This window comes from Streptomyces cinereospinus (genome assembly GCF_042430725.1).
GTDB lineage: Bacteria > Actinomycetota > Actinomycetes > Streptomycetales > Streptomycetaceae > Streptomyces > Streptomyces cinereospinus.
Window position 1 is genome coordinate 23600 of record NZ_JBHMCY010000026.1, and the last position, 24932, is coordinate 48531.

A 24932-nucleotide genomic window follows, 5' to 3' on the forward strand; every position below is an offset into this window, starting at 1 on the left:
AGCACCCTGTGCAGACTGTCAAAGTTCCGCCCCCGGTTTTGTACACATACGGCTCATGACGAGCCCCGGGTGAGGAGCGATAGCCTTGTGGCGTGATCAGCGCGATAGTTCGCGGGGACCTTCGTGTCCCTGCCCCGCGCCCGGAGAGCGTGGAAGACATCCGTGTCCGGGCGGCAGTCGCTGGTCCTCGCGGGCGGGACGGAGCTGTCGAGGGCTCCGCGGTGCCGCGCACATCCCGGGAGCGGACGCCGCCGAGAGCCGCATCCCTTGCCCCGGGCGTGTGGGAAATGGCTGATAACGCCCCGCTCGTCTCACCCTGCGGCCTAGCGTCGGAGCAGACCGGACACCCGGCGTCACGACGTCGCGTCGGATGGCCGGAAACCGTACTTCCTTCTACGTCACGCAAGGGCGCGCGACAGGAGCCAGAGGACAATGCAGACCAAGCTGGACGAAGCCAAGGCCGAGCTGCTCGATCGGGCCGCCCGGGTAGCTGAGAACAGCCCGGTCGGGGGGCACCTACCGACTGGGACGACGGAGCACGGCACCCTGGACCGGGACGCCGTACTCGCGTTCCTCCAGCGCTACTACCTGCACACCGCCCCCGAGGACCTCACCGACCGTGACCCGGTCGACGTCTTCGGAGCCGCTCACTCCCACTACCGACTGGCCGAGAACCGCCCTCAGGGCACGGCGAACGTCCGGGTGCACACCCCGACGGTCGAGGAGAACGGCTGGACGTGCAGCCACTCCGTCGTCGAGGTCGTCACCGACGACATGCCGTTCCTGGTGGACTCGGTCACCAACGAGCTGACCCGGCAGGGCCGGGGCATCCACGTCGTCATCCACCCGCAGGTGGTGGTGCGCCGCGACGTCACCGGCAAGCTGATCGAGGTGCTCACCACCCGGCCCACCGGTGACCTCCCGCACGACGCGCACGTCGAGTCCTGGATCCACGTCGAGATCGACCGGGAGACCGACCGCTCGGACCTCAAGCAGATCACCGCCGACCTGCTGCGCGTCCTGTCCGACGTCCGCGAGGCCGTCGAGGACTGGGGCAAGATGCGGGACGCGGCGCTGCGGATCGCCGAGGGGCTGCCGCAGGAGCCCGTCGCGGGCGACCTGCCGCGACAGGAGATCGAGGAGGCCCGCGAGCTGCTGCGCTGGCTGGCCGACGACCACTTCACGTTCCTCGGCTACCGCGAGTACGAGCTGCGCGACGACGACTCCCTCGCCGCCGTGGCCGGCACCGGCCTCGGCATACTGCGCGCGGACCCGCACCACGAGACCGGCGAGAGCCACCCGGTCAGCCCGTCCTTCGAGCGGCTGCCCGCCGACGCCCGTGCCAAGGCGCGCGAGCACAAGCTGCTCGTGCTGACCAAGGCGAACAGCCGGGCGACCGTGCACCGGCCGTCGTACCTGGACTACATCGGCGTCAAGAAGTTCGACGGGCAGGGCAACGTCGTGGGGGAGCGGCGCTTCCTGGGCCTGTTCTCCTCGGCCGCCTACACCGAGTCCGTGCGCCGGGTCCCCGTCATCCGCCGCAAGGTCGACGAGGTGCTGAGCCGCGCCGGGTTCTCGCCCCACAGCCACGACGGGCGCGATCTGCTGCAGATCCTGGAGACGTACCCGCGCGACGAGCTGTTCCAGACCCCGGTCGACGAGCTCCAGTCCATCGTCACCTCCGTGCTCTACCTCCAGGAGCGGCGCCGGCTGCGGCTCTACCTGCGCCAGGACGAGTACGGCCGCTACTACTCGGCCCTCGTGTACCTCCCCCGGGACCGCTACACCACCGGCGTCCGGCTGAGGATCATCGAGATCCTGAAGGAGGAACTCGCCGGCATCAGCGTCGACTTCACCGCCTGGAACACCGAGTCGATCCTGTCCCGGCTGCACTTCGTGGTGCGGGTCCCGCAGGGCACCGAGCTGCCGCAGCTGTCCGACACCGACAGGGAGCGCATCGAGGCCCGGCTGGTCGAGGCGGTCCGCTCCTGGCTGGACGGGTTCGCCGAGGCGCTCAACGCCGAGGTCGGCGAGGAGCGCGCCGCCGAGATGCTGCGCAGCTACCACAACGCCTTCCCCGAGGGCTACAAGGCCGACCACACCCCGCGCGCGGCCGTCGCCGACCTGGGCCACCTGGAGCGGCTCGACCGGGACAACGACTTCGCGCTCAGCCTGTACGAGCCGGTGGGCGCCGGCCCGGACGAGCGCCGCTTCAAGATCTACCGCAAGGGCGAGGCCGTCTCCCTGTCCCGCGTGCTGCCGGTGCTCAACCGGCTCGGCGTCGAGGTGATGGACGAACGGCCGTACGAGCTGCGCTGCGCCGACCGCAGCGTCGCCTGGATCTACGACTTCGGCCTGCGCATGCCCAAGGCGCAGAACGGCGGCGACTACTTCGGCGACGACGCCCGTGAGCGGTTCCAGGAGGCGTTCGCGGCCAGCTGGACCGGCAAGGCGGAGAACGACGGGTTCAACGCCCTCGTGCTGAGCGCCGGGCTGACCTGGCGGCAGGCGATGGTGCTGCGGGCGTACGCGAAGTACCTGCGCCAGGCGGGGTCGACCTTCAGCCAGGACTACATGGAGGACACCCTCCGCAACAACGTCCACACCACCCGGCTGCTCGTCTCCCTGTTCGAGGCGCGGATGTCGCCGGACCGGCAGCGCGCCGGACGCGAGATCGTGGACGCCCTGCTGGAGGAGCTGGACGCCGCCCTCGACCAGGTCGCGAGCCTGGACGAGGACCGGATCCTGCGGTCCTTCCTCACCGTGATCAAGGCGACCCTGCGGACGAACTTCTTCCAGGAGGCGCGGGGCGGCCGGCCGCACGAGTACGTGTCGATGAAGTTCGACCCGCAGGTGATCCCGGACCTGCCCGCGCCGCGCCCGGCGTTCGAGATCTGGGTGTACTCGCCGCGGGTCGAGGGCGTGCACCTGCGCTTCGGCAAGGTCGCGCGCGGCGGCCTGCGCTGGTCGGACCGGCGGGAGGACTTCCGCACGGAGATCCTCGGCCTGGTCAAGGCGCAGATGGTGAAGAACACCGTCATCGTGCCGGTCGGCGCCAAGGGCGGCTTCGTCGCCAAGCAGCTGCCGGACCCGAGCGTGGACCGCGACGCGTGGATGGCGGAGGGCATCGCCAGCTACCGGACGTTCATCTCGGCACTGCTCGACATCACCGACAACATGGTGGCCGGCGAGGTCGTCCCGCCCGCCGACGTCGTCCGGCACGACGAGGACGACACGTACCTCGTGGTCGCCGCCGACAAGGGCACCGCCACCTTCTCCGACATCGCCAACGAGGTCGCCGAGCAGTACAACTTCTGGCTCGGCGACGCCTTCGCCTCCGGCGGCAGCGCGGGCTACGACCACAAGGGCATGGGCATCACCGCGCGGGGCGCCTGGGAGTCCGTGAAGCGGCACTTCCGCGAGCTGGGCGTGGACACGCAGACCGAGGACTTCACGGTCGTCGGCATCGGTGACATGTCGGGTGACGTGTTCGGCAACGGCATGCTGCTCAGCGAGCACATCCGCCTGGTCGCCGCCTTCGACCACCGGCACATCTTCATCGACCCGGACCCGGACGCGGCCACCTCCTACGCCGAGCGCCGCCGCCTGTTCGAGCTGTCCCGCTCGTCCTGGGAGGACTACGACACCAGCCTGCTGTCGGCGGGCGGCGGCGTCTACCCCCGCACCGCCAAGGCCATCCCGGTCAACGCGCGCGTCCGCGCCGCCCTCGGCATCGAGGACAAGGTCACCAAGCTGACCCCGGCCGATCTGATGCGGGCCGTCCTCAAGGCGCCGGTCGACCTGCTGTGGAACGGCGGCATCGGCACGTACGTCAAGTCCTCCACCGAATCCCACGCGGACGTCGGCGACAAGGCCAACGACGCCATCCGCGTCGACGGCAGGGACCTGCGGGTCAAGGTCGTCGGCGAGGGCGGCAACCTGGGCCTGACCCAGCTGGGCCGGATCGAGTTCGTGCTGCACGGCGGCCGGATCAACACCGACGCCATCGACAACAGCGCGGGCGTGGACACCTCCGACCACGAGGTGAACATCAAGATCCTGCTCAACGGCCTGGTCGGCGAGGGCGACATGACCGTCAAGCAGCGCAACCGGCTGCTCGCCGAGATGACCGACGAGGTCGGCCGCCTGGTACTGCGCAACAACTACGCGCAGAACACGGCCATCGCCAACGCCCTCGCCCAGTCCAAGGACATGCTCCACGCCCAGCAGCGCTTCATGCGCCACCTCGCCCGCGAGGGCCACCTGGACCGGGCGCTGGAGTTCCTGCCGACCGACCGCCAGATCCGCGAGCGGCTGGCCCAGAGCCAGGGCCTGACCGGCCCGGAGACGGCCGTGCTGCTGGCATACACGAAGATCACGGTCGCCGAGGAACTGCTGCGCACCTCGCTGCCGGACGACGCGTACCTGCGCGGTCTGCTGCACGCGTACTTCCCGACGGCGCTGCGCGAGCGGTTCCCCGAGCACATCGACAGCCACCCGCTGCGCCGCGAGATCACCACCACCGTGCTGGTCAACGACACGGTCAACACGGGCGGTACGACGTATCTGCACCGGCTGCGCGAGGAGACCGGCGCCTCGCTGGAGGAGATCGTCCGGGCGCAGACCGCGGCCCGCGCGATCTTCCGCCAGGCGCCGGTGTGGGACGGGGTGGAGGCCCTCGACAACAAGGTCGAGGCCGCCGTGCAGACCCGCATCCGCCTGCACTCGCGCCGGCTCGTCGAGCGCGGCACGCGCTGGCTGCTCAACAACCGCCCGCAGCCGCTGCAACTCGCCGAGACCGTCGACTTCTTCGCCGAGCGCGTCGAACAGGTCTGGGCGCAGCTGCCCAAGCTGCTGCGCGGCGCGAACCTGGAGTGGTGGCAGAGGATCTACGACGAGCTGACCGCGGCGGGCGTGCCGGACGAACTGGCCACCCCGGTGGCCGGCTTCTCCTCCGCCTTCCCGACGCTCGACATCGTCTCGGTGGCCGACCGCACGGGCAAGGAGCCGCTGGACGTCGCCGAGGTCTACTACGACCTCGCCGACCGGCTCACCATCACCCAGCTGATGGACCGCATCAGCGACCTGCCCCGCAGCGACCGCTGGCAGTCGATGGCCCGCGCCGCGATCCGCGAGGACCTGTACGCCGCCCACGCGGCCGTCACGGCGGACGTCCTGGCGGTGGGCAACGGCTCGGCGACGCCGGAGCAGCGGTTCAAGAGCTGGGAGCAGCGGAACGCGGCGCTCCTCGGGCGGGCGCGCACCACGCTGGAGGAGATCCAGGGCTCCGACTCGTTCGACCTGGCGAACCTGTCGGTGGCCATGCGGACGATGCGGACCCTGCTGCGTTCGCACTCGTAGCCCCCCGAACGGCGATGAGGGCGCCCCGGGCCGGGAACGGCTCGGGGCGCCCTCGTGCGGGCGCGGGCGGGTCAGGACGGCCGGGGCGCCTCGGCGGCGGCCGCCGCGGGCTGGGGCTTCGGTGCGGGCTTGGGCTTGGGCTTCGCCTTGTTGTCCCCGGTGAAGGCCTCGTACTCCTTCATGACCTGCTCGGTGGGCCCGTCCATGCGCAGCTCGCCGCGTTCCAGCCACAGCACCCGCTCGCAGGTGTCGCGGATGGACTTGTTGTTGTGGCTGACCAGGAAGACCGTGCCGGCGTGCTTGCGCAGCTCGCGGATGCGGGCCTCGGAGCGCTTCTGGAAGGAGCGGTCGCCGGTGGCGAGGGCCTCGTCGATGAGCAGGACGTCGTGGTCCTTGGCGGCGGCGATGGAGAACCGCAGGCGGGCGGCCATGCCGGAGGAGTACGTCCGCATGGGCAGCGTGATGAAGTCGCCCTTGTCGTTGATGCCGGAGAAGTCCACGATCTCCTGGTAGCGCTCCTTGACCTGCTCGCGGCTCATGCCCATGGCGAGACCGCCGAGGTGGACGTTGCGCTCGCCGGTCAGGTCGTTCATCAGGGCGGCGTTGACGCCGAGCAGGGAGGGCTGGCCGTGGGTGTAGATCCGGCCGTTCTCCACGGGGAGCAGGCCGGCGATGGCCTTGAGCAGGGTGGACTTGCCGGAGCCGTTGGTGCCGATCAGGCCGATGGCCTCGCCCTTGTACGCGACGAAGGAGACGTCCCGCACGGCGTGCACCCGGCGGACGCCGGCCGCCTTCTCGGCCTGTCCCCGGCGCAGGATGCGGCTGAGCGCGGCGGTGGCGGAGCCGCGGCCGGCGCCGGTGCCGTTGACGCGGTAGACGATGTCGACGTGGTCGGCGATGACGGTGGGGGTCGGGTCGGGAGCGGTCCCGTTGGGGGTGTCAGCCACGGCCGTACGTCTCCTCAGCCTTCCAGAAGTAGATGAAGCCGCCGATGCCGGCGAGCAGGGCCCAGCCCGTGGCGAGCATCCAGACGTGGTCGGGCAGCTGGCTCGCGCGGAAGCTGTCGATCAGCGCGAAGCGCATCAGGTCGATGTAGACGGCGGCGGGGTTGGCCTGGAGTACGGGGCCGACCCAGCCCGGCAGGTCGTCGTGCCGGCTGATCAGGTGGTCGATGCTCCACATCACGCCGGAGACGTACATCCAGGTGCGCAGCACGAACGGCATGAGCTGGGCGATGTCCGGGGTCCTGGCGCCCAGCCGGGCCATGATCATGGACACGCCCGCGTTGAACGTGAACTGGAGCACCAGGGCCGGGATCGCCAGCACCCAGGACGCGGCGACCGGGATGCCGAAGACGAGCAGGATGACGACCAGGGCGGCCATCGAGAACAGCAGCTGCTGGAGCTGCTGGAGGCAGAACGAGATCGGCAGGGCCGCGCGCGGGAAGTGCAGGGCGCGGACCAGGCCGAGGTTGCCGGAGATGGCGCGGGTGCCGGCCAGGATCGAACTCTGCGTGAAGGTCCAGATGAACACGCCCGTGACCAGGAACGGGACGTAGTCCGGCACGCCGTCCTTGGTCTGCAGCAGCACGCCGAAGATCAGGTAGTAGACGGCCGCGTTCAGCAGCGGGGTCATCACCTGCCAGACCTGGCCCAGCTTCGCCTGGCTGTACTGGGCGGTGAGCTTGGCGGTCGAGAAGGCCGCGATGAAGTGGCGGCGGGCCCACAGCTGACGGACGTACCGGGGCAGGGAGGGGCGGGCGCCGCTGACGGTGAGGCCGTGGCGGGCGGCGAGGGCCGCGAGGTCGTCGCCGGCCGGGGCCGTGGCGCGGGCCGTCGTCGGGGGCGGTGTGTCGAGGACCTGGCTCACATCCGCTGCTTTCGCTCGGAGGGTGGGGGCGCGCGTGCGGTCGTCCGGTGTTTTCCCACGCGTCTCCGCGCGTTCTCCTGCGTCGGGACGGGACCGTATCGTCGCAACGTGAGCGTAGGCCTTTCCCACGTCGGAACGCAACCGTTTCGTCGTGACGCCCTATGCTGGTCCGCATGACGACGAACGCCGACCGGCCCGAGCCGCGACCGCGCCGCCGGGCCCCCGCGGGGGCGGCGGTGCTGCGGGCGGACGTCACGGAGGCCATCCGGGCGGCCGTCTTCGAGGAGCTCGCGGCCGTCGGCTACGCGCGGATGTCGATCGAGGGCATCGCCCGCCGGGCCGGGGTCGGCAAGACCGCGGTGTACCGGCGCTGGCGCTCCAAGCTGCACCTGGTGCTGGACGTCGTGTCGGCGATCGCCGTGCAGGGCCTGCCGGCGCCGGACACCGGCTCCCTGGAGTCGGACCTGCGGCTGCTGTACGAGGCGACGTCCCGGGCGCTGCGCCACCCCGTGGCCTCGCAGATCATCCCCGACCTCCAGGCGGAGGCGGCCCGCAACCCCGAGATCGCCGAGGCACTGCAGAAGGCGCTGCGCGAGGGGCAGGAGGGTGTCGCCAGCAGGATCGTGGCCGCGGCGGAACAGCGCGGCGAGATCGGCCCGGACCACGACCGGGACCTCGCCCTCGACCTCGTCTCGGGCCCCCTGTACTGGCGGTCGGTGGTGATCCGCAGCCCGAGACTGCCCAAGGGCTATCTGGCGTCCCTGGCGAGGTCGACGGCGGCGGCACTCAAGGCGTTGTGAGGCGTCGCGGGGCGCTGTGGGGTGCTCCGGCGGGCGTGCCGGGAGCGTGCCGGATGCTCCGGCGGGGCGTGCCGGGAGCGGGCCCCGTGCTGCGGTGGGGCCTGCCGGGTCCGCGCCGTCGGTGGCCCGGAGGATCCCGCCGGACTTTGTCGGCGGTTCCCTGCCGACGGGGCCCCGGGAGCCCGCATGGCCCCCGTCGGCCGCCCTGCCCCGGTCGTGCCGTGAGCCCGCTCGGCCGCCCCTGCCGGGTTTGTTCTGCCCTGGTCGTGCCGTGAGCCCGCCTGGCCATCCCTGCTGGGCGTCTGGCCCTGGTCGTGCCGTGCGTTCGCCCGGCCGCTCCATGCGTTCGCCCGGCCGCCCTCGCCGGGCGTCCGGCGCCGGCCGCCCCGTGAACTCGCCCGGCCCTCGCCGGCGCCCCAGGTCTCAGCGCTGCCGGGCCGTGGCGCTCTCCGCCTCGGTCCGGGCCGCCGTGTCGAGGGCCGTCGTGAGCTGGTCGAGGCGGGCCCGCAGCTCGCGGATCTCCTCGACGTCGAACCCGGTGGCCGCCGCGATCCGGCGCGGCACCTGAAGTGCCCGCTCGCGCAGCGCGTCCCCCTCGCCGGTCAGCCGCACCTCCACCGAACGCTCGTCGCGCGCGCTGCGCTCCCGGCGGACCAGACCGCCCGCCTCCAGGCGCTTGAGCAGCGGCGACAGGGTGCCGGAGTCCAGGCGCAGGTGCTCGCCCAGCTTCTTCACCGGCAGGTCGCCGTGCTCCCACAGCACAAGCATCACCAGGTACTGCGGGTAGGTGAGCCCCAGGTCCTTGAGGATCACGCGGTAGACCCCGCCGAAAGCGCGCGAGGCCGCGTTCAGGGAGAAGCAGATCTGCTGGTCGAGGCGGAGCCAGTCGGCCGTGGGCGTGGTGGTCATGGGTCCAGGGTAGCGCTCGCCCGGACAATTCAATTGCAGACAACTGAATTGTGTGCTCTACTCAGGTTCGTCAGGCCGGCCGGACGGGCCGCCGCTGCACGACGTGAGAGGGATGATTTCTCCATGGACGCGCTGTACACCGCCGTCGCCACCGCCACCCACGGCCGCGAGGGCCGTGCCGTCTCCTCCGACGGCAGGCTCGACCTCCAGCTCGCCATCCCGGCGGAGATGGGCGGCGGCGGCGAGGGCACCAACCCCGAGCAGCTCTTCGCCGCCGGGTACTCCGCCTGTTTCGCCAGCGCCCTCGGCCTGGTCGGCCGACAGGCCAAGGTCGACGTGAGCGAGGCCGCCGTCACCGCCGAGGTCGGCATCGGCAAGCAGGGCGAGGGCTTCGCGCTGGCCGTCACCCTCCGCGTCGAGCTGCCCGACACCGTGGACGAGGCGACCGGCCGCAAGCTCGTCGAGCAGGCCCACCAGGTCTGCCCGTACTCCAACGCCACCCGCGGCAACATCCCGGTCGAGCTGGTCATCGAGTAAGCGGCCGCACAGCCGCAGCGCGCGGAACGCCGTGTAGGCGCCCGCCCGCAGCAGCCACGGCCGCACGCCCGGCGGCCGGTGCCCGGCGGGCCGGTAGTGCCGGTAGAGCGCGCCCGCGTGCCGGAAGAAGGTGCGCCGCCGATGCGCGGGCAGTCGCCGCGCGTCCGCCGCCACGGCCGCCACCACGGCGAACAGCTGGTCGAACAGGGCCCGCGACCGTGCCCCGGACACCCGCTCGGCCCCGGCCTGGAACAGCACCAGCTCGACCTGGTCCAGCAGGTCGAGCTGGTGCTCACCCGGGACGGCGAGCGGACTGCCCGGCCCGCGCACCAGATGCCGTACGGCCGCACACGGCACCACCGCGACCCGCTCCGCCAGCACCGTGACCACCCCGCCCCATCCGAGGTCGGTGAAGTGGCCGTAGGGAAATCCCAGTTGGTGCACCGCCAGGAAGCCGCGCCGGTAGGCGGCGCTCCACACGGGCCGGTCCACCACCGTCAGCCACGGGGCCACGTCGGGGTGGAAAGGTCCCGCGGGGGCCGGCGGAGCGGGGACCGGCCGGGCGCCCGGCCGGTCCCGTGCCGCCCGCGCCGGCACCCGTTCGTGCCCGAAGTGCAGCACGTCCACCGGCCCCGTCTCGCGCAGCCGGGCGTCCAGCGCCGCCAGCGCCCCCGGCAGGAGCTCGTCGTCACCGTCGAGGAACAGCAGATAGGCGCCGCGGGCCGCCCGCAACCCGGTCGTACGGGCCGCGCTCAGCCCCGCCGAGGGCGGTGAGTAGGCCGGCGTCACCCGGCGGTCCCGCGCGGCGTACCCGGCGGTGATGCCGGCCGCCGGAGCCTCCGGCTCGTCGCACACCGTGATCAGCTCGAAGTCGCCGAAGGACTGGGCCAGGACCGACTCCAGCGCCCGGGCCAGCCGGCCCTCGACTCCGTGCGAGGGAACGATGATGCTGAACCGGGGCATGTCGCTCATTCCGTTCTCGCCGTCCTTGCTCGGCGGGAGGCGCGCGCCTCAAGCCGAGGAGCCCCCGCCCCGCGACCCGCCGCGACCCGCCGCGGCCCGGACGCGGAACGGCCGGGCCGTCCGGAAGGCCGCCAGGTGGGCGGCCGCGTCGGGGTGGGCCGCGACGAGCTGCGGGGCATGCGGACTCCTGGTAGGTGAAACGGCGGCCAGTGGCTTTCGGTGACGGTGAAGTGACCGAAAGGTTGCGGAATGGTGGCTGCCGAGGGGTTCGCCCGTGATGCGGCGGCCGACGGCGCCGGCCGCCGCTCCTCCGGCGGCACGACCGGCGCCGGCTCCGCCGGAGCCCGGCCGAGCACGTGGCCCACCCGCGCTCGGCGGCGCGCCCGCCGTGGTACGGGCAGGAGCGCGCCCGGAACGCGGCCCGCGGCTGCGCCGAGCGCGAGCCGCGCCAGGGGCCGGTGGTGAGGATGCCGATCAGCTCGTCCTCGCTGCGCGCCACCGCCGCCGGCGGGAAGGAGCGCAGGCCGCGGACGGGCACGCCGGTCCAGTCGGTGCGGGCGTGGCCGTGGACCGGCGGGTCCGGCTCCCCGGTCTCCGTCAGCCGGCCGGCGAGCGCGCGCAGCGCGTGCGGGGTGAGGGTGCCGACGCCGTCGAGGAAGAGGACGTAGTCGCCGACGGCCCGCTCCAGGCCGGCGTTGCGGGCGGAGCCGGCCCCCCGGTTCCCGGGGAGGGGACGGGGCCGGATACGCGGGTCGCGGGGAGGGGACGGGGCCGGACACGCGGGTCGCGGGCCGCGAACTCGCCGGTGATCGCGCCGCAGGCGTCCGGCGAGCGGCCGCCGGCCGCGATCAGTTCCCGACCGGGGTACGACCGGCCGAGCACCGATTCCAGGCACGCGTGCAGGTACGCCTGCACCTGGTACGCGGGGACGACGACACTGAACCTGGGCAGGGGGCATCCATGGGCCGGCGGGTCTGCGCGGGCGTTCTGCCCGGGAACGGCCGATGGAGTGAACGGGTTACGGCCGGTACGGCAGGCGGGGGACCGGGCCGCGCGGACCGCGGGGCGGGCCGTTGCCCGGCCCGCCCCGACGTCGTCGTCCTGGGTTGTCCTGGCCGCTACTTCACCGCGCCCGCCATCACGCCGGACACGAACTGCCGCTGGAAGGCGAAGAAGACGGCGAGCGGGATCACCATCGAGACGAACGCGCCGGGCGCCAGCACGTCGATGTTGTTCCCGAACTGCCGCACCTGCGTCTGCAGCGCCACCGTGATCGGCTGGCTGTCCGAGTCGGTGAACACCAGCGCGACCAGCATGTCGTTCCACACCCACAGGAACTGGAAGATGCCCAGGCTCGCGATCGCCGGCCCGCCGAGCGGCATCACCACCCGTGCGAACAGCCGCAGTTCACCGGCGCCGTCCAGCCGTGCCGCCTCCAGCAGCTCGCGCGGGATCTCCGCGAAGAAGTTGCGCAGCAGGAACACCGCGAACGGCAGACCGAAGCCGACGTGGAACAGGATCACGCCGAGCATCGAGCCGAACAGCCCGATGCCGCCGAAGAGTTCGGCGATCGGGATCAGCGCCACCTGCACCGGCACCACCAGCAGGCCCACCACGCCCAGGAACCACCAGTCCCGGCCCGGGAACTCCATCCACGCGAAGGCGTATCCGGCGAGCGAGCCGACGACCACGACCAGCACGGTCGCCGGGACCGTGATCAGAGCCGTGTTCAGCAGGGAGTCGGTGATGTCGCCGTTGTCCAGCAGTTTCTCGTAGCTGGCGAAGGTCAGCTCGGCCGGCTCGGTGAACACCGTCCACCAGCCGCTCTCGTTCATGTCGGCCGGGGTGCGCAGCGAGGAGAGCAGCAGGCCGATCGTCGGCACCAGCCAGAACAGGCCCGCCACGATCAGCAGGACGCGGACCAGGCCGCCGCTGACGCCCGCCGCCAGGCGCGCGCCGAGGGACTCCCTGCCCCGCACGGACGGGCTGGTCATCGCCGCACCTCCCGCCTGAGCCTGCGGATGTTGAACCACATCACCGGGATCACCAGCAGCAGCAGGAACACCGCGATGGCGCTCGCGACGCCCGGCTGGTCCTCCGAGAAGCCCTTGCGGTACAGCTCCAGGGCGAGCACGTTCGCGTCGTCCTGGGAGGAGCCCGGGGCGATGATGAAGACCAGGTCGAAGATCTTCAGCACGTTGATCATCAGGGTGACGGTGACCACCGCCAGGACGGGCGCGAGCAGCGGCACGGTGACCCGCCGGAACACCTGCCACTCGGTGGCCCCGTCGACCCGCGCCGCCTCCAGCAGCTCGCGCGGCACCCCCGCCAGCCCGGCGGCGATCAGCACCATCGCGAACCCGGCCCACATCCAGATGTACGACCCGATGATGGCCGGCGTGACCAGCGACGGGCCGAGCCAGTCCAGCCCGTTGTACGGCTCCTCGAAGTTGTCGGCGGGCAGCCGCAGCAGGGCCCCGTCCGCGGCGGCCGGCAGGGCGAACGTGCCGTCGTCCGCGGCCGTGGCCGTGGCGACGACCTCGCCGTCCTTGACCGCCTCGATCCGCATGCCGGGATAGCCCAGCTCGGACGGGTCCGGGGCGCCGAGGGTGCCGACGCCCTCGCCGCGCGTGAAGTCCTGCCAGGTGGTGCCGGTGACCTTGGCCGGGTCGGGCTGCGCCGCCACGGCCCGCGCGGCGCCGTCGGGCATCTGGTCGGGGGCGACACCCACCAGGGGCAGGGCGACCGGCTCACCCAGGCGCACCGGCTCCTCGGTGACGAAGCCGCCCTCGTCCGCCGTCAGCGGCGACTCCCGGCCCGGGTGCGCCTTCGGGAACGCCGACGACTGGGCGAACGTGTCGTGCACGCCCACCCACACCGCGTTCGCCACGCCCTTGTCCGGGTCCTGGTCGTAGACGAGACGGAAGATGATGCCCGCCGCGAGCATCGAGATCGCCATCGGCATGAAGACGACCAGCTTGAACGCCGTGCCCCAGCGCACCCGTTCGGTCAGCACCGCGAAGACCAGCCCCAGCGCGGTCGCGACCGTGGGCGCGAACACCACCCAGATGACGTTGTTCTTCAGCGCCGTGCGGATGCCGTCGTCGGTGAACAGGGCCCGGTAGTTGTCGAATCCGGCGAAGCCCTCGCCGGACTGGTCGTAGAAGCTGCGGACGACGGAGTACCCGATCGGGTAGACCACGAGCGCGCCGAGCAGCACCAGGGCGGGCAGCAGGAACAGCGCCGCCACGGTCCCGCGGGTGCCGGTCACGCTCTTGCGACTTCGAGGAGGGGTCCCGTCCTTCCTGGGCGGGACCCCTGCCGTGGCTGCCGACGCCATGGCCGGCTCAGTCTCCGTACGCCGCGGCCGCGTCGGCCTCCAGCTGTTCCTGGGTGCCCTTGATGTCCTCGGGGTTCTTCAGGAAGTCCTGCAGCGCCTTCCACTCGCCCTTGCCGGGCGTGCCGCCGAAGGCCTGCGGGGCCTGGTCGGACATGTCGAAGCGGAAGTCGTCACCGGCCGCCACCAGCGCCTTGGCCATCTCCTGCTGCACCGCGTTCGGGTACGCCGACGGGTCCACGTTCTTGTTCGGCGACAGGTAGCCGCCGAGCTTTGCCTGGATGGTCGCCGCGTCCGGCGAGGCGAGGAAGGTGGCCAGGGCCTGTGCGGCCTCGGAGTCCTTGAGGATGACCGCCGCGTCACCGCCGGAGACGACCGGCTCGGTGTCGCCGACCTTGGGGAACGCGAACACCTTGGCGTCCGTGCCCACCTCGGCGTCCGTCTCCGCGATGTTCACCTGCACGAAGTCGCCCTCGAAGACCATGCCGGCCTTCGGCTGGTCGCCGCCGGTGAAGGTCTGCGTGACGGAGGCGGGGAACTCGGTCTGCAGCGCGCCGTCCGCGCCGCCCGCGACGTAGTCCGCCTCGCCCCAGATCTGCGCGAGGGTGGTGAGGGCCTCGGTGACGGACGGGTCGGTCCACTTGATCTCGTGCTTGGCCAACTGGTCGTACTTCTCCGGGCCCGCCTGCGAGAGGTAGACGTTCTCGAACCAGTCGGTCAGCGTCCAGCCGTCGGCGCCGCCGACCGAGAACGGGGTGACCCCGGAGTCGTAGACCGTCTGCGCGGTGGTGAGCAGGTCCTCCCAGGTCTTCGGCTCCGCCGCGCCCGCGTTCTCGAAGACCTGCGCGTTGTACCAGATCAGGGACTTGTTGGCGGCCTTGTAGTAGACCCCGTACTGCTTGCCGTCGACCTTGCCGAGGTCCTGCCAGCCCGGTGAGTAGTTCTTGCGGAGCTGCTCCTGGGCCCGCGGTCCGACCGGCTTGGCCCAGCCCTTCTGCACGGCCTGCTGGACGGCACCGACCTGGGGGAGCATCGCGATGTCCGGCGGCGCGCCGCCCGCGATCTTCGAGCCGAGGAAGTTGATGATCGGGTCCTGCGCGGGCACGAAGGTCACCTTGGCGCCGGTCCGCTTCTCGAACTCCTGGAGCACCTTCTTGAAGTTGGCCTGCTCCGGGCCGGTCCAGACGGCGGCGACCTCCAGGGTCTCGCCGTTCAGCTTGGGGAGCGTGACGGTGGTGGCGGTCTCCTGGGCACCGCCGCCGCCCTCGTTCGCGCCGTCGTCGTCGCCTCCGCAGGCGCTGAGTGAGAGCGCCAGCGCTCCCGCCAGTGCGGCCGCGGCGGCGCGGGCGGTCCTGCGTGTCCGGGTGCGGCTGGTGGTGATGCTGCTGTGCATTACGGCCCCGTTCTTCGTTCCTCGTCGAACGTTCGAGCGCTGTCCCGTGGGACTGGTCTACGCCGGGTCCGTGGGGTCGGCAAGAGCGCGAACCGCGCCAAAGCGGTGATCGTGACCGCGTCGTGACTGTTCAGCGGGCGGGCCGGGCCCCGGCCGCACGACCGGGGGCCGCCCTCACAGCAGCGACGGCACCTGCGGGGCGGACACCTCCCGGGCCGCCCGCTCCAGCGCGCTCGCCAGCAGGGCCAGGTCGGTGGGCCCGTTGCCCAGTTCGCGCACCGGGCGGCGGGCCGGCGGGTCGCCCATGCGGTGCCACTCCAGGGAGACGACGGTCGGCCGCAGCGTCGCCGTGCGCGGGATGCGGCCGGTGACGCGGCCGCCCTGGAACGGCGTGACCCGCCCGTCGGGACGGGCCAGACGGCCCCGGCCGGGCGCCGGTTCGTCGGGGCCGGGCGTGGGCGCGTCGAGGGCGACGCGCAGGGCGGCCCGCCGGGCGGGCTCGGACTCGGCGGTCCGGCCGCCCGAACCGGCGGCGGCCACCAGGTGCACGCCCAGCCGCTCACCGTCCCGGGCCACCGCCTCCAGGGCGCGCATCACGGACCCGGCCGCCGGCCGGCCCGCAGCACCCAGCGGGGGCGTGACCAGGGCGTCCAGGTCGTCGACGACCACGACCAGCCGGGGCAGCGGGGGCACCTCGTCCGTGGGGCGGCGGGCGGCCGGGCGCAGCCGCAGAGTGGTGCTGGGCGGAGTGTCCAGGTCGGCGGCACCCGTGCCCGGGCCGGCGGGGGGCGCCGAGCGCTGGCTGACCATACGGCCGGACACCGCGCGTCCGGTGTGCCACTCGGCGAAGTCCGAGCGGCCCAGCAGCTCGGCCCGGCGCTTCAGCTCGGCCGTCAGGGACTGCGCGAACTCCCGCATCCGCACCGGGTCGTTGGCGAGCAGGTGGGTGGTGACGTGCGGGATGTCCAGGCACAGGTGCAGACCGTCGCCGTGCCCGCTGCCCGGGCCCACGCTGTCCCGGCCGTCCATCAGCACCAGGCTCAGCCGGTCCGGCCGCTCGGCGGCGGCGAGCGAGGCGACGACCGCGCGCAGCAGTTCGCTCCGTCCGCTGCCGGGCGGTCCCTCGATCAGCAGATGCGGTCCCTCGGCGACCAGGTCCACGGCGACCGGGCCGCGCGGGCCGGCCCCGAGGACGGCGTGCGCCCGGCCGCCGAGCGCGTCGGTGTCGTCGGCGGCGTCGGCCCAGCGGGCCATGAGCGAGGCGGGCGTGGCCCGGGCGAGCCCGAGCTCGTCGAGGAGCCGCGCGGCCTGCGGCAGGGGGGCGCTGAGGCGCGCGTGCCGCGTGCCGGTGGCGGCCGCGTCGGTGCGCAGCGGCGCCAGGGCCCGGGCGAACCGCTCGGCCCAGGCGGGGGAGACGGCGTCCACCGTGCCGACGGTGCCGTGGCCGACCGGGGCGGCGGCCGCGGGACCGGCCGCGGTGCCCGCGCGGGCGACGCGCAGCAGGTGCAGGGCTGTCGCCACGTCGCCGCTGAGCAGGGCGACGGCTCCGCACTCGCGGAACACCGGGGCGGCGGCGCAGGCCGCCTCGTAGGTCTCGGTGACCGGGGAGGCGGGGGACGCCGGGGCGGTCTCGGCCAGGCAGACGACGTGGATGCCGGCCCGCGGGCCGTCCAGGGCGAGCCGTGCGACGGCCTCGCGGAGGGCGGCGCCCCCGGGGTCGCCGTCGACGACGAGGACGGTGCGGGGGCCGAGGAAGGACGCGGGGTGTCCGGGACCGGCGGACGGGTCGTCGGGGCGGGCCCAGGAGGGGCGGCGGGGCGCGGTGGACGAGGTGCGCTCCGGCGCCCCGGCCGCCCCGGGGTGTTCTCGGCCCGGCACCGCCGGGGTCGCGGGGACGGCCCGCGCGCCGGTGCCGTCCCGGTCCGCGAGGTGGTCGTCCAGGCGGCGCAGCAGCTCGTCGGTGCGGGCCGCCGCCTGCTCGCGGTCGTGCGCGAGCAGCAGGCGGCAGTCCTGGCCGTGGGCCGGGCGCAGGTGCGGGAGCCAGCCGAGCCAGGACCACTCGGCCGTGCGCTCCTCCAGGGAACGCCCCCGGTCCGTGCTGATCAGGACGATCTCCAGGGTGTCGGGCGAGTGCAGCGCGGCCAGCTGGGCCACGACCGCGCGGGCCAGCCCGGCCAGCCGCGGGCGCGGTCCGGCCAGGCCCAGCGCACCGGCCTCGCGCAGATCGGCGGTGACCGGCACGGCGGGCAGGAGTCCCGACCCGTCCGGCGTGGCCCGGTCGGCCGTGCCGAGCCGCACGGTGAGCGCCTCCGGGTGGTCCGGCCCGCGCTCCCACAGCCGGGGGCCGGGGCCGAGCGCGGTCAGCAGCAGCGCCGCCGGGTCCGGCCAGGTCTCGGGCGCGTCGGCGCGGACGGGCGGCACTGCCGCAGCACCGGCCGGCTCCTCGCCGTACCCCCCGGGCCCGGCCGTCTCCTGCCCGGTGCCGCGCCCGCCGGTCAGCCGCCGGGCCCACGCCGTGAGCCCGCCGCGCCGGCGCACCTCCTGCGGTACGTCGGTGCCGCGCGGCGGCGTGCCCTTGCGGCGGCCGGTGCCGTCGCCGTCGAGCGCCCGCCCGCCGTGCGTGCCGTCGCCTGAGGGCGCGGCGGGGCCGGGGCCCGGGTGCCGGCCCGCACCGGCACCGCGGCGCTCGACCGGGGGCGGTCCGCCCTGCCCGGGCACGCGGCCCGGCTCGGCGGGCGGGTGCCGGTCCTGATGAGCAGGGGGGCGCTGGTCGTGCCGAGAGGCGGTGGTGCCTATGCCGGGGTGCTGGTCGTGACGGGGGCCGCGACTGCCCGCCCCTGGGCGCTGCTCGTGACGTGAGGCGTGAGCGCCCGCGTCGGGGTGCTGGTCGTGGCGGGGGGCGTGGCTGCCCGCTCCGGGGTGCTGGTCGTGGCGGGGGGTGTGGGCGCCCGCTCCCGGGTGCTGCTCGTGACGTGAGGCGTGGGCGCCCGCTCCGGGGCGCTGGTCGTGGCGGGAGCCCGGGCTGTCCGCCCGCTCCTCGCGCGTGGCCCGGCGAAGCTCCGGGCTCGACGGGTCGGCCGGGGCGGAGTCCGGTGCCGCCCGGGAAGCATCCGGAGCTGCACCTTCCGCTCCAGCGGGATCGCCGCCCGGCGCTCCCCACCCTCCGGCGCCCCCGTAGGCGTACCCCGTCGCCCCCGACAGGCCCCCGGCGCGCGCACCCGCGGTCCCGCCCGCGCCCGGCTCCCCGGCCCGCGCCTCAGCCCCGCGCGGATGCGCGCCCTGTTCCTCCCCGGCGCGCGCGCCCGCGGCGCCGCCCGGCTCTCCGGCCCGCGCGCCCGCGGCGCCCTGCTCCCCGGCCCGCGTGTCGACCGCCCCGCCCGCGCCCGCGACCGACTCGCCCGCCGCCCCCACCCGCACGCAGCCCTCTCCGTCCGGCGCGGTGCCCATCCGACGCCCCGGTCCCCCGGCCGGAGCAAGCCGCAGCGTGGACTCCCCGATCCGCAGCAGCGCGCCCGGCGCGAAGCGCACCGGCCGGGCCCCCACGGGCGTGCCGTCGAGCGAGGTGCCGTTGGTGGAACCGAGGTCGGCGACCGAGACGCGGCCGTCCGCGCCGAGGGTCACCGCGCAGTGCACGCGGGAGACGTCGGGGTCGTCCAGCGGGACGTCCGCCTCGGCGGAGCGGCCGACGCGGATCTCGCCGCCGTGCAGCAGGTGGACACCGCCGGCGTCGGGCCCGGCGATCACGTCCAGGCGGGCGGGGGCGTCGTCCAGCTCGGGATGCGGCTCGGGAGCGGCCGGATGGCCCACGGACAGCACGGCGCCGTCGAGCAGCGGCGGCTCGCCCAGGGTGCAGCGCTGGAGGTCGAGCCGCTCCGCACCGGCGTACAGCACCGGGGGCCCGGACGGGGTGTCGCCGGAGACCGCCGAGGCCAGCCCCGACGCCACCGCGGCCAGGGCCGTCCCGGCGGGCGCCGTGACCAGCACGTCGCGGCTGGTGGCCCGGTCGCGCGGCGGTGCGGACCCGCCCTGTTCGAGCGAGGCCGACGGCTCGGGGGAGGGCAGGCCCAGCGGGTCTACGACGGTCAGCCGGATCTGCATCGCCGTGAGCGGTCCCTTCTGCGCGGGCACGGAAATCCCCCACCCCGCACGAGCACGTCGGCCAGTACTGCACGCATCCTCGCACCTGCCACCGACAACGTGCCCGCCGCTCGGGAGCAAGTGATCTTGAATGGTCGGCTCTGCCCGCAAAAATGCCTGCCGGAAGCGGCATCGGCGACCGGTCGGGATCGGTCACGTCCGTTTCCGGCAACCTGAAGACCGAGGTGTGCGTCTTTCCTTCCAACGCGTGCGGTAACGAGCTCCCCGGGGGCTTCGGCGCGAGGGCAGCCCGGTCCCTCCACCACGGCATCAGGGCCTGTCCGGCAAGCCCCGTCGTCCGTCCGGAGGGCGGGCCGCGCAGCAGACGGGAATGGTCCGACAGGCCCTACAGTGGGTCGGACCATGCAAGCAAGCAGCAGGGAGCCATGACGTGCGGCCGGTAGGGAGCAAGTACCTCCTTGAGGAGCCGCTGGGACGCGGCGCCACAGGCACCGTCTGGCGAGCCCGCCAGCGGGAGACGGCGGGGGCCGAGGCGGCCGTGCCCGGACAGCCCGGCGAGACCGTCGCGATCAAGGTCCTCAGGGAGGAGCTGGCGAGCGACCCCGACATCGTCATGCGCTTCCTGCGCGAGCGGTCCGTGCTGCTCCGCCTGACCCACCCGAACATCGTCCGGGTCCGCGACCTGGTCGTCGAGGGCGACCTGCTGGCCCTGGTCATGGACCTCGTCAACGGCCCCGACCTGCACCGCTACCTGCGCGAGAACGGTCCCTTCACCCCCGTCGCCGCCGCGCTGCTCACCGCGCAGATCGCCGACGCGCTGGCCGCCAGCCACGCCGACGGCGTGGTGCACCGCGACCTCAAGCCGGCGAACGTGCTGCTCAAGCAGGACGGCGGCCAGATGCACCCGATGCTGACCGACTTCGGCATCGCCCGCCTCGCCGACTCGCCCGGCCTGACCCGCACCCACGAGTTCGTCGGCACGCCCGCGTACGTCGCGCCGGAGTCCGCCGAGGGCCGCCCGCAGACCTCCGCGGTCGACGTCTACGGCGCCGGCATCCTGCTGTACGAGCTGGTCACCGGCCGTCCGCCGTTCTCCGGCAGTTCCGCGCTGGAGGTACTGCACCAGCACCTGAGCGCCGAGCCGCGCCGCCCCTCCACCGTCCCCGAACCGCTGTGGACGGTCATCGAGCGCTGCCTGCGCAAGAACCCCGGGGAGCGGCCCGGCGCCGAGAACCTCGCGCGCGGGCTGCGGGTCGTCGCCGAGGGCGTCGGCGTGCACGCCAACTCCGCGCAGATCGCCGCCGCCGAGAACGTCGCCGCGCTCCTCGCCCCCGACCCGGCCCCCGCTCCCGTACCCGGGACGCCCGGCGCGGCCGACCCCACGCAGGTGCTGCCGCACGGCACCCCCGGACACGACCCGAACGCGGCGACCAGCGTGCTGCCCCACACCGGCGGCCCGGCCGGCGCCGCCGACCCCACCGCCGTGCTGCCGAACACCGGCCCCGGCGGCGCCGACCCCACCCAGGTGCTGCCCCAGGGCCAGCAGCCCGAGCAGCCGCATCCCTGGCAGACCCAGCTGCGCGCCGCCCGCGACCGCAACGATCAGACGCAGGTGCAGTACCTCGACCCCGATCAGGACCCGCTGCGCCGCCGCCCCCAGCGGCAGGTCGCGCGCCCGCAGCAGCAGCCCCGCCCCCAGCAGGGACCGCCGCCCGGATACGGCTACCCGCATCAGCAACAGCAGCAACAGCATCAGCAGCAACAGCATCAGCAACAGCAGCCGCAGCAGTACGCTCCCCAGCGCCCGCAGCAACGGCCCCAGCAGCAGCCCCAGCGGTACGCCCCGCCGCCCGCGCCCGAGCCGCAGCGGCCGGCGCGTGAGCCGCGTCCGCCGCGGCAGCGCGGCGCCAACCCGATGCGGATCCCGGGGCTGGGCTGTCTGAAGGGGTGCCTGTTCACGGTCGTCATCCTGTTCGTGGCCGGATGGCTGATCTGGGAGCTGAGCCCGCTGCAGGAGTGGATCGGCACGGGCAAGGGCTACTGGGAGCAGCTCACCGACTGGTTCGGCACGGTGACCGGATGGATCGGGGAGCTGGGCGGCGGTTCCGGTGAGTCCGGAGGGGCCTCCACGCCGTAGCGGGTGTGTTGATTTGTCGACACCTGGCGGGTGATTTCCGCCCTCGCGGTGAAGGACGGCTCCTCGGGCGCGTAGTTTTGGCGACAACACGCGTCTGTAGGAGCAGTCTTGGCACGGAAGATCGGCAGCCGGTACACCGCGAACCAGATCCTGGGGCGGGGCAGCGCCGGCACGGTGTGGCTGGGCGAGGGGCCCGAGGGGCCCGTCGCGATCAAGCTGCTGCGGGAGGATCTCGCCTCCGACCAGGAGCTCGTCGGACGCTTCGTCCAGGAGCGGACCGCCCTGCTCAAGCTCGACCACCCGAACGTCGTCCCGGTCCGTGACCTGGTGGTGGACGGCAACGACCTCGCGCTCGTCATGGACCTGGTCCGGGGGACCGATCTGCGCACCCGGCTGGAGCGGGAGCGGCGGCTGGCACCCGAGGCGGCCGTAGCGATCGCGGCGGACGTCGCCGACGGGCTCGCGGCGGCCCACGCCGCGGGCGTGGTGCACCGGGACGTGAAGCCGGAGAACGTCCTGCTGGACATGCAGGGCCCGCTCGGACCCGGCGGCTCGCACCGCGCGCTGCTCACCGACTTCGGCATCGCCAAGCTGATCGACTCACCCCGCCGGACCCGCGCCACCAAGATCATCGGCACTCCGGACTACCTGGCACCGGAGATCGTGGAGGGCCTGCCGCCCCGGGCCTCGGTGGACATCTACGCGCTGGCGACCGTGCTCTACGAGCTGCTCGCCGGTTTCACCCCGTTCGGCGGCGGCCACCCCGGCGCGGTGCTGCGCCGCCACGTCACGGAGACGGTCGTCCCCCTGCCCGGCATCCCGGAGGAGCTGTGGCAGCTGCTGGTGCAGTGCCTGGCGAAGGCGCCGGCGTCGCGGCTGCGCGCGTCGGAGCTCGCGGCCCGCCTGCGGGAGCAGCTGCCGATGCTGCGCGGGATGCCCCCGCTGGACGTGGACGAGCCGGACGGCGAGCCGGAGGAGCCGCAGCAGGCACCGCCGGCCGGGCGGCCGCAGCCGCCGGCCGGGGCCCGCCGGGGCGCGGTCCCGCTGGTCCCGGGCGCGAAGCCCGACTCCAACCGCGACACCCACACCTCGATGCGGGTCCCGGCGCCGGACGAGCTGGCCGGCGGCGCCCGGGGCACGGCCCGCGCCCCGCGGACCGCGGGCGCCCCCCGCCCCGGCTCCGCCCGCAACCGCCCGGCCGTCCGGCGCCGCCGCCTGGTCCTGGCCGGCGCGGCGGTCGTGCTGGCTGCGGCCGCGGGCACCGGCGCCTGGCTGGTCGTCTCGGGCGAGGAGGCGGCGCCCCCACGGGACCCGGGGAGCACGGCCCCGGCGCCTCCGTGACCCCCGGCGCGGCCGGGATCGGTTGCCACAGCCGTTACGCTGGGAGGCGTGGCAGTCGTCGATGTATCCGAAGAGCTCAAGTCCCTCTCCTCGACCATGGAGTCGATCGAGGCCGTTCTGGACCTGGACAGGCTGAGGGCAGACATCGCCGTGCTCGAGGAGCAGGCGGCCGCGCCGTCCCTGTGGGACAACCCGGACGAGGCGCAGAAGATCACCAGTAAGCTCTCCCACCTCCAGGCCGAGGTCAGGAAGGCGGAGGCACTGCGCGGGCGGATCGACGATCTCGCGGTGTTGTTCGAGATGGCCGAGGAGGAGGACGACCCGGACACCCGCTCCGAGGCGGAGTCCGAGCTCGCCGCGGTCCGCAAGGCCCTGGACGAGATGGAGGTGCGGACGCTTCTCAGCGGCGAGTACGACGCCCGGGAAGCGCTCGTGAACATCCGCGCCGAGGCCGGCGGCGTCGACGCCGCCGACTTCGCCGAGCGGCTGCAGCGGATGTACCTGCGCTGGGCCGAGCAGCGCGGCTACAAGACCGAGATCTACGAGACGTCGTACGCGGAGGAGGCGGGCATCAAGTCCACCACCTTCGCCGTGCAGGCGCCGTACGCCTACGGCACCCTCTCCGTCGAGCAGGGCACGCACCGCCTGGTGCGCATCTCGCCCTTCGACAACCAGGGCCGCCGCCAGACCTCCTTCGCCGGTGTCGAGGTGCTGCCCGTCGTGGAGCAGTCCGACCACGTCGAGATCGACGAGTCCGAACTGCGCATCGACGTCTACCGGTCCTCCGGGCCCGGCGGCCAGGGCGTGAACACCACCGACTCCGCGGTGCGCATCACGCACCTCCCGACCGGCATCGTGGTCTCCTGCCAGAACGAGCGCTCGCAGATCCAGAACAAGGCCACCGCCATGAACGTCCTCCAGGCCAAGCTGCTGGAGCGGCGCCGTCAGGAGGAGCAGGCCAAGATGGACGCGCTCAAGGGCGACGGCGGCAATTCCTGGGGCAACCAGATGCGTTCGTACGTCCTGCACCCGTACCAGATGGTCAAGGATCTGCGCACGGAGCACGAAGTCGGCAACCCGGAGGCCGTGTTCAACGGTGAGATCGACGCGTTCCTGGAGGCCGGAATTCGCTGGCGCAAGCAGCAGGAGAAGTAACAGAAGCGTTTTGTCGACAAGGCAACTGCCGCCGCTGTGGCGGCAGTTGCCTTATCTGTTCCTGGATGTCTGGGTTTTACATCACACTCACACGCTTCGGTCTCCGGCAAAGAACCCGTACCAGGACATCGCGTACGCAACGACCTTGACGTTGCTGTGAAAAATCGGAAGGGTGAAGCGTGGCATGCGTATCTCTGGGGCGCATGTGAACCGGGGGGCTTCACTCAGCTACTCCCGTCGATCACGGCCCCCGAGCGCCGCCTCATTGACGACAGCTACTGGGGGTAGCAACCAGATGACCAACAAGACGCGTATCCGTGTCGCGCGGATCGCGGCCGGCGCCGTGATCGCGGCCGGCGCCTCGCTGACCGCCGCGGGTGCCGCTTCCGCCACCGAGGCCGAGGACTGCCTCATCGGCGTCCTGTGCAACGACGAGACGCCGGGCCCGGACGACAACGACGACGGCGGCGACAACGACCCGGGTCCGCAGCTGCCCACGGTCGGCCCGACCGTCGACCCGACGGTCGACCCGACCATCCCAACTGGGGGCCCGACCCTGCCGACGGGTGGCCCGACCGCTCCGACGGACGAGCCGACGCAGCCCACGGGCGAGCCGACCGAGCCGACCGAGCCGACGGAGGACCCGAGCGAGGACCCCGGCGACGAGGACCCGACGACCGGCCCGGGCAACGGGAACGGCAATGGCAACGGGAACGGGAACGGGAACGGTAACGGGAACGGCAACGGCAACGGGGCCGGTGGCGGCAACATCACCGACCCCGACGGCGGCGCCTCCGCGCAGGGCGAGGGCTCCTCGTCCCTGACGGACACCGGCAGCGAGATCCCGGCCGCCGACACCGTCGCCCAGGGCGGCGGCGACGAGCTCGCCGAGACGGGTGCCGCGCAGACCACGTTCCTGCTGATCGGCGCCGCGACGATGATCGCCGGCGGCATCGGCTTCCGGGTGCTGCCGCGCATGGTGGGCGGCAGTGGCGGTGCGGCTGCCTGACGGTAGCTAAGCGTGACCGCGGA

At 73.5% G+C, this 24932-nt stretch carries 14 protein-coding genes and 2 pseudogenes; 7 read left to right on the forward strand and 9 right to left on the reverse strand.

Annotation, left to right across the window (positions count from 1 at the left end):
* Nucleotides 1-432 precede the first annotated feature (432 nt).
* Nucleotides 433-5361 (forward strand): NAD-glutamate dehydrogenase, encoded by a 4929-nt coding sequence (locus ACFF45_RS15655; RefSeq protein ID WP_381346639.1) that lies wholly within the window; start codon nucleotides 433-435, stop codon nucleotides 5359-5361.
* Nucleotides 5362-5432: 71 nt separating this feature from the next.
* On the opposite strand, the gene ACFF45_RS15660 is transcribed toward ACFF45_RS15655, so the two are convergent.
* Together ACFF45_RS15660 and ACFF45_RS15665 are read right to left on the reverse strand one after the other, a co-directional pair.
* On the reverse strand, nucleotides 5433-6308 hold the full coding sequence (locus ACFF45_RS15660; RefSeq protein ID WP_381346640.1) for an ABC transporter ATP-binding protein: 876 nt from the start codon (nucleotides 6306-6308) through the stop codon (nucleotides 5433-5435).
* Nucleotides 6301-7230, reverse strand: a complete 930-nt coding sequence (locus tag ACFF45_RS15665) for an ABC transporter permease (protein WP_381346641.1) — start codon at nucleotides 7228-7230, stop codon at nucleotides 6301-6303. Before ACFF45_RS15665 ends, ACFF45_RS15660 begins: the two co-directional genes overlap by 8 nt.
* Nucleotides 7231-7403: 173 nt before the next feature.
* On the opposite strand from ACFF45_RS15665, the gene ACFF45_RS15670 reads away from it, so the two are divergent.
* Nucleotides 7404-8030, forward strand: coding sequence for a TetR/AcrR family transcriptional regulator (locus ACFF45_RS15670; RefSeq protein ID WP_381346642.1), 627 nt, complete (start codon nucleotides 7404-7406; stop codon nucleotides 8028-8030).
* Nucleotides 8031-8453: 423 nt separating this feature from the next.
* Here ACFF45_RS15670 and ACFF45_RS15675 read toward each other — a convergent pair whose 3' ends face one another.
* On the reverse strand, nucleotides 8454-8939 hold the full coding sequence (locus ACFF45_RS15675; protein WP_381346643.1) for a MarR family winged helix-turn-helix transcriptional regulator: 486 nt from the start codon (nucleotides 8937-8939) through the stop codon (nucleotides 8454-8456).
* A 123-nt stretch (nucleotides 8940-9062) separates the two neighbouring features.
* Between ACFF45_RS15675 and ACFF45_RS15680 the strand changes: the two genes are divergently transcribed.
* Entirely contained in the window at nucleotides 9063-9476 is a 414-nt protein-coding gene (locus ACFF45_RS15680) for an organic hydroperoxide resistance protein (protein ID WP_381346684.1), read from the forward strand.
* 606 nt (nucleotides 9477-10082) lie between these two features.
* Here the strand turns inward: ACFF45_RS15680 and ACFF45_RS15685 are convergent.
* From ACFF45_RS15685 to ACFF45_RS15710, 6 genes and pseudogenes are all read right to left on the reverse strand, one after another.
* Nucleotides 10083-10448 (reverse strand): annotated as a pseudogene (locus ACFF45_RS15685) (glycosyltransferase family 2 protein); the annotation flags it as partial.
* Nucleotides 10449-10866: 418 nt separating this feature from the next.
* Nucleotides 10867-11390 (reverse strand): annotated as a pseudogene (locus tag ACFF45_RS15690) (glycosyltransferase family 2 protein); the annotation flags it as partial.
* A 167-nt stretch (nucleotides 11391-11557) separates the two neighbouring features.
* Complete coding sequence (locus ACFF45_RS15695) at nucleotides 11558-12433, reverse strand: carbohydrate ABC transporter permease (protein ID WP_381346644.1); 876 nt, start codon at nucleotides 12431-12433, stop codon at nucleotides 11558-11560.
* A complete protein-coding gene (locus tag ACFF45_RS15700; protein ID WP_381346645.1) occupies nucleotides 12430-13710 on the reverse strand; it encodes an ABC transporter permease subunit in 1281 nt (426 codons plus the stop codon). Before ACFF45_RS15700 ends, ACFF45_RS15695 begins: the two co-directional genes overlap by 4 nt.
* A 76-nt stretch (nucleotides 13711-13786) precedes the next feature.
* Complete coding sequence (locus tag ACFF45_RS15705; RefSeq protein WP_381346646.1) at nucleotides 13787-15169, reverse strand: ABC transporter substrate-binding protein; 1383 nt, start codon at nucleotides 15167-15169, stop codon at nucleotides 13787-13789.
* A gap of 174 nt (nucleotides 15170-15343) precedes the next feature.
* Nucleotides 15344-19267, reverse strand: coding sequence for an FHA domain-containing protein (locus ACFF45_RS15710; RefSeq protein WP_381346685.1), 3924 nt, complete (start codon nucleotides 19265-19267; stop codon nucleotides 15344-15346).
* 430 nt (nucleotides 19268-19697) lie between these two features.
* Between ACFF45_RS15710 and ACFF45_RS15715 the strand changes: the two genes are divergently transcribed.
* From ACFF45_RS15715 to ACFF45_RS15730, 4 genes are all read left to right on the forward strand, one after another.
* Nucleotides 19698-21404, forward strand: coding sequence for a serine/threonine-protein kinase (locus ACFF45_RS15715; RefSeq protein ID WP_381346647.1), 1707 nt, complete (start codon nucleotides 19698-19700; stop codon nucleotides 21402-21404).
* A 108-nt stretch (nucleotides 21405-21512) separates the two neighbouring features.
* Nucleotides 21513-22745 carry a serine/threonine-protein kinase gene (locus ACFF45_RS15720; RefSeq protein WP_381346648.1) on the forward strand — a complete coding sequence of 411 codons (1233 nt, stop codon included), beginning with the start codon at nucleotides 21513-21515 and terminating at the stop codon, nucleotides 22743-22745.
* 48 nt (nucleotides 22746-22793) lie between these two features.
* Complete coding sequence (gene prfB, locus ACFF45_RS15725; protein WP_381346649.1) at nucleotides 22794-23900, forward strand: peptide chain release factor 2; 1107 nt, start codon at nucleotides 22794-22796, stop codon at nucleotides 23898-23900.
* Between the two features lie 295 nt (nucleotides 23901-24195).
* Nucleotides 24196-24909 (forward strand): LPXTG cell wall anchor domain-containing protein, encoded by a 714-nt coding sequence (locus ACFF45_RS15730; protein WP_381346650.1) that lies wholly within the window; start codon nucleotides 24196-24198, stop codon nucleotides 24907-24909.
* The last annotated feature ends 23 nt before the right edge of the window (nucleotides 24910-24932 follow it).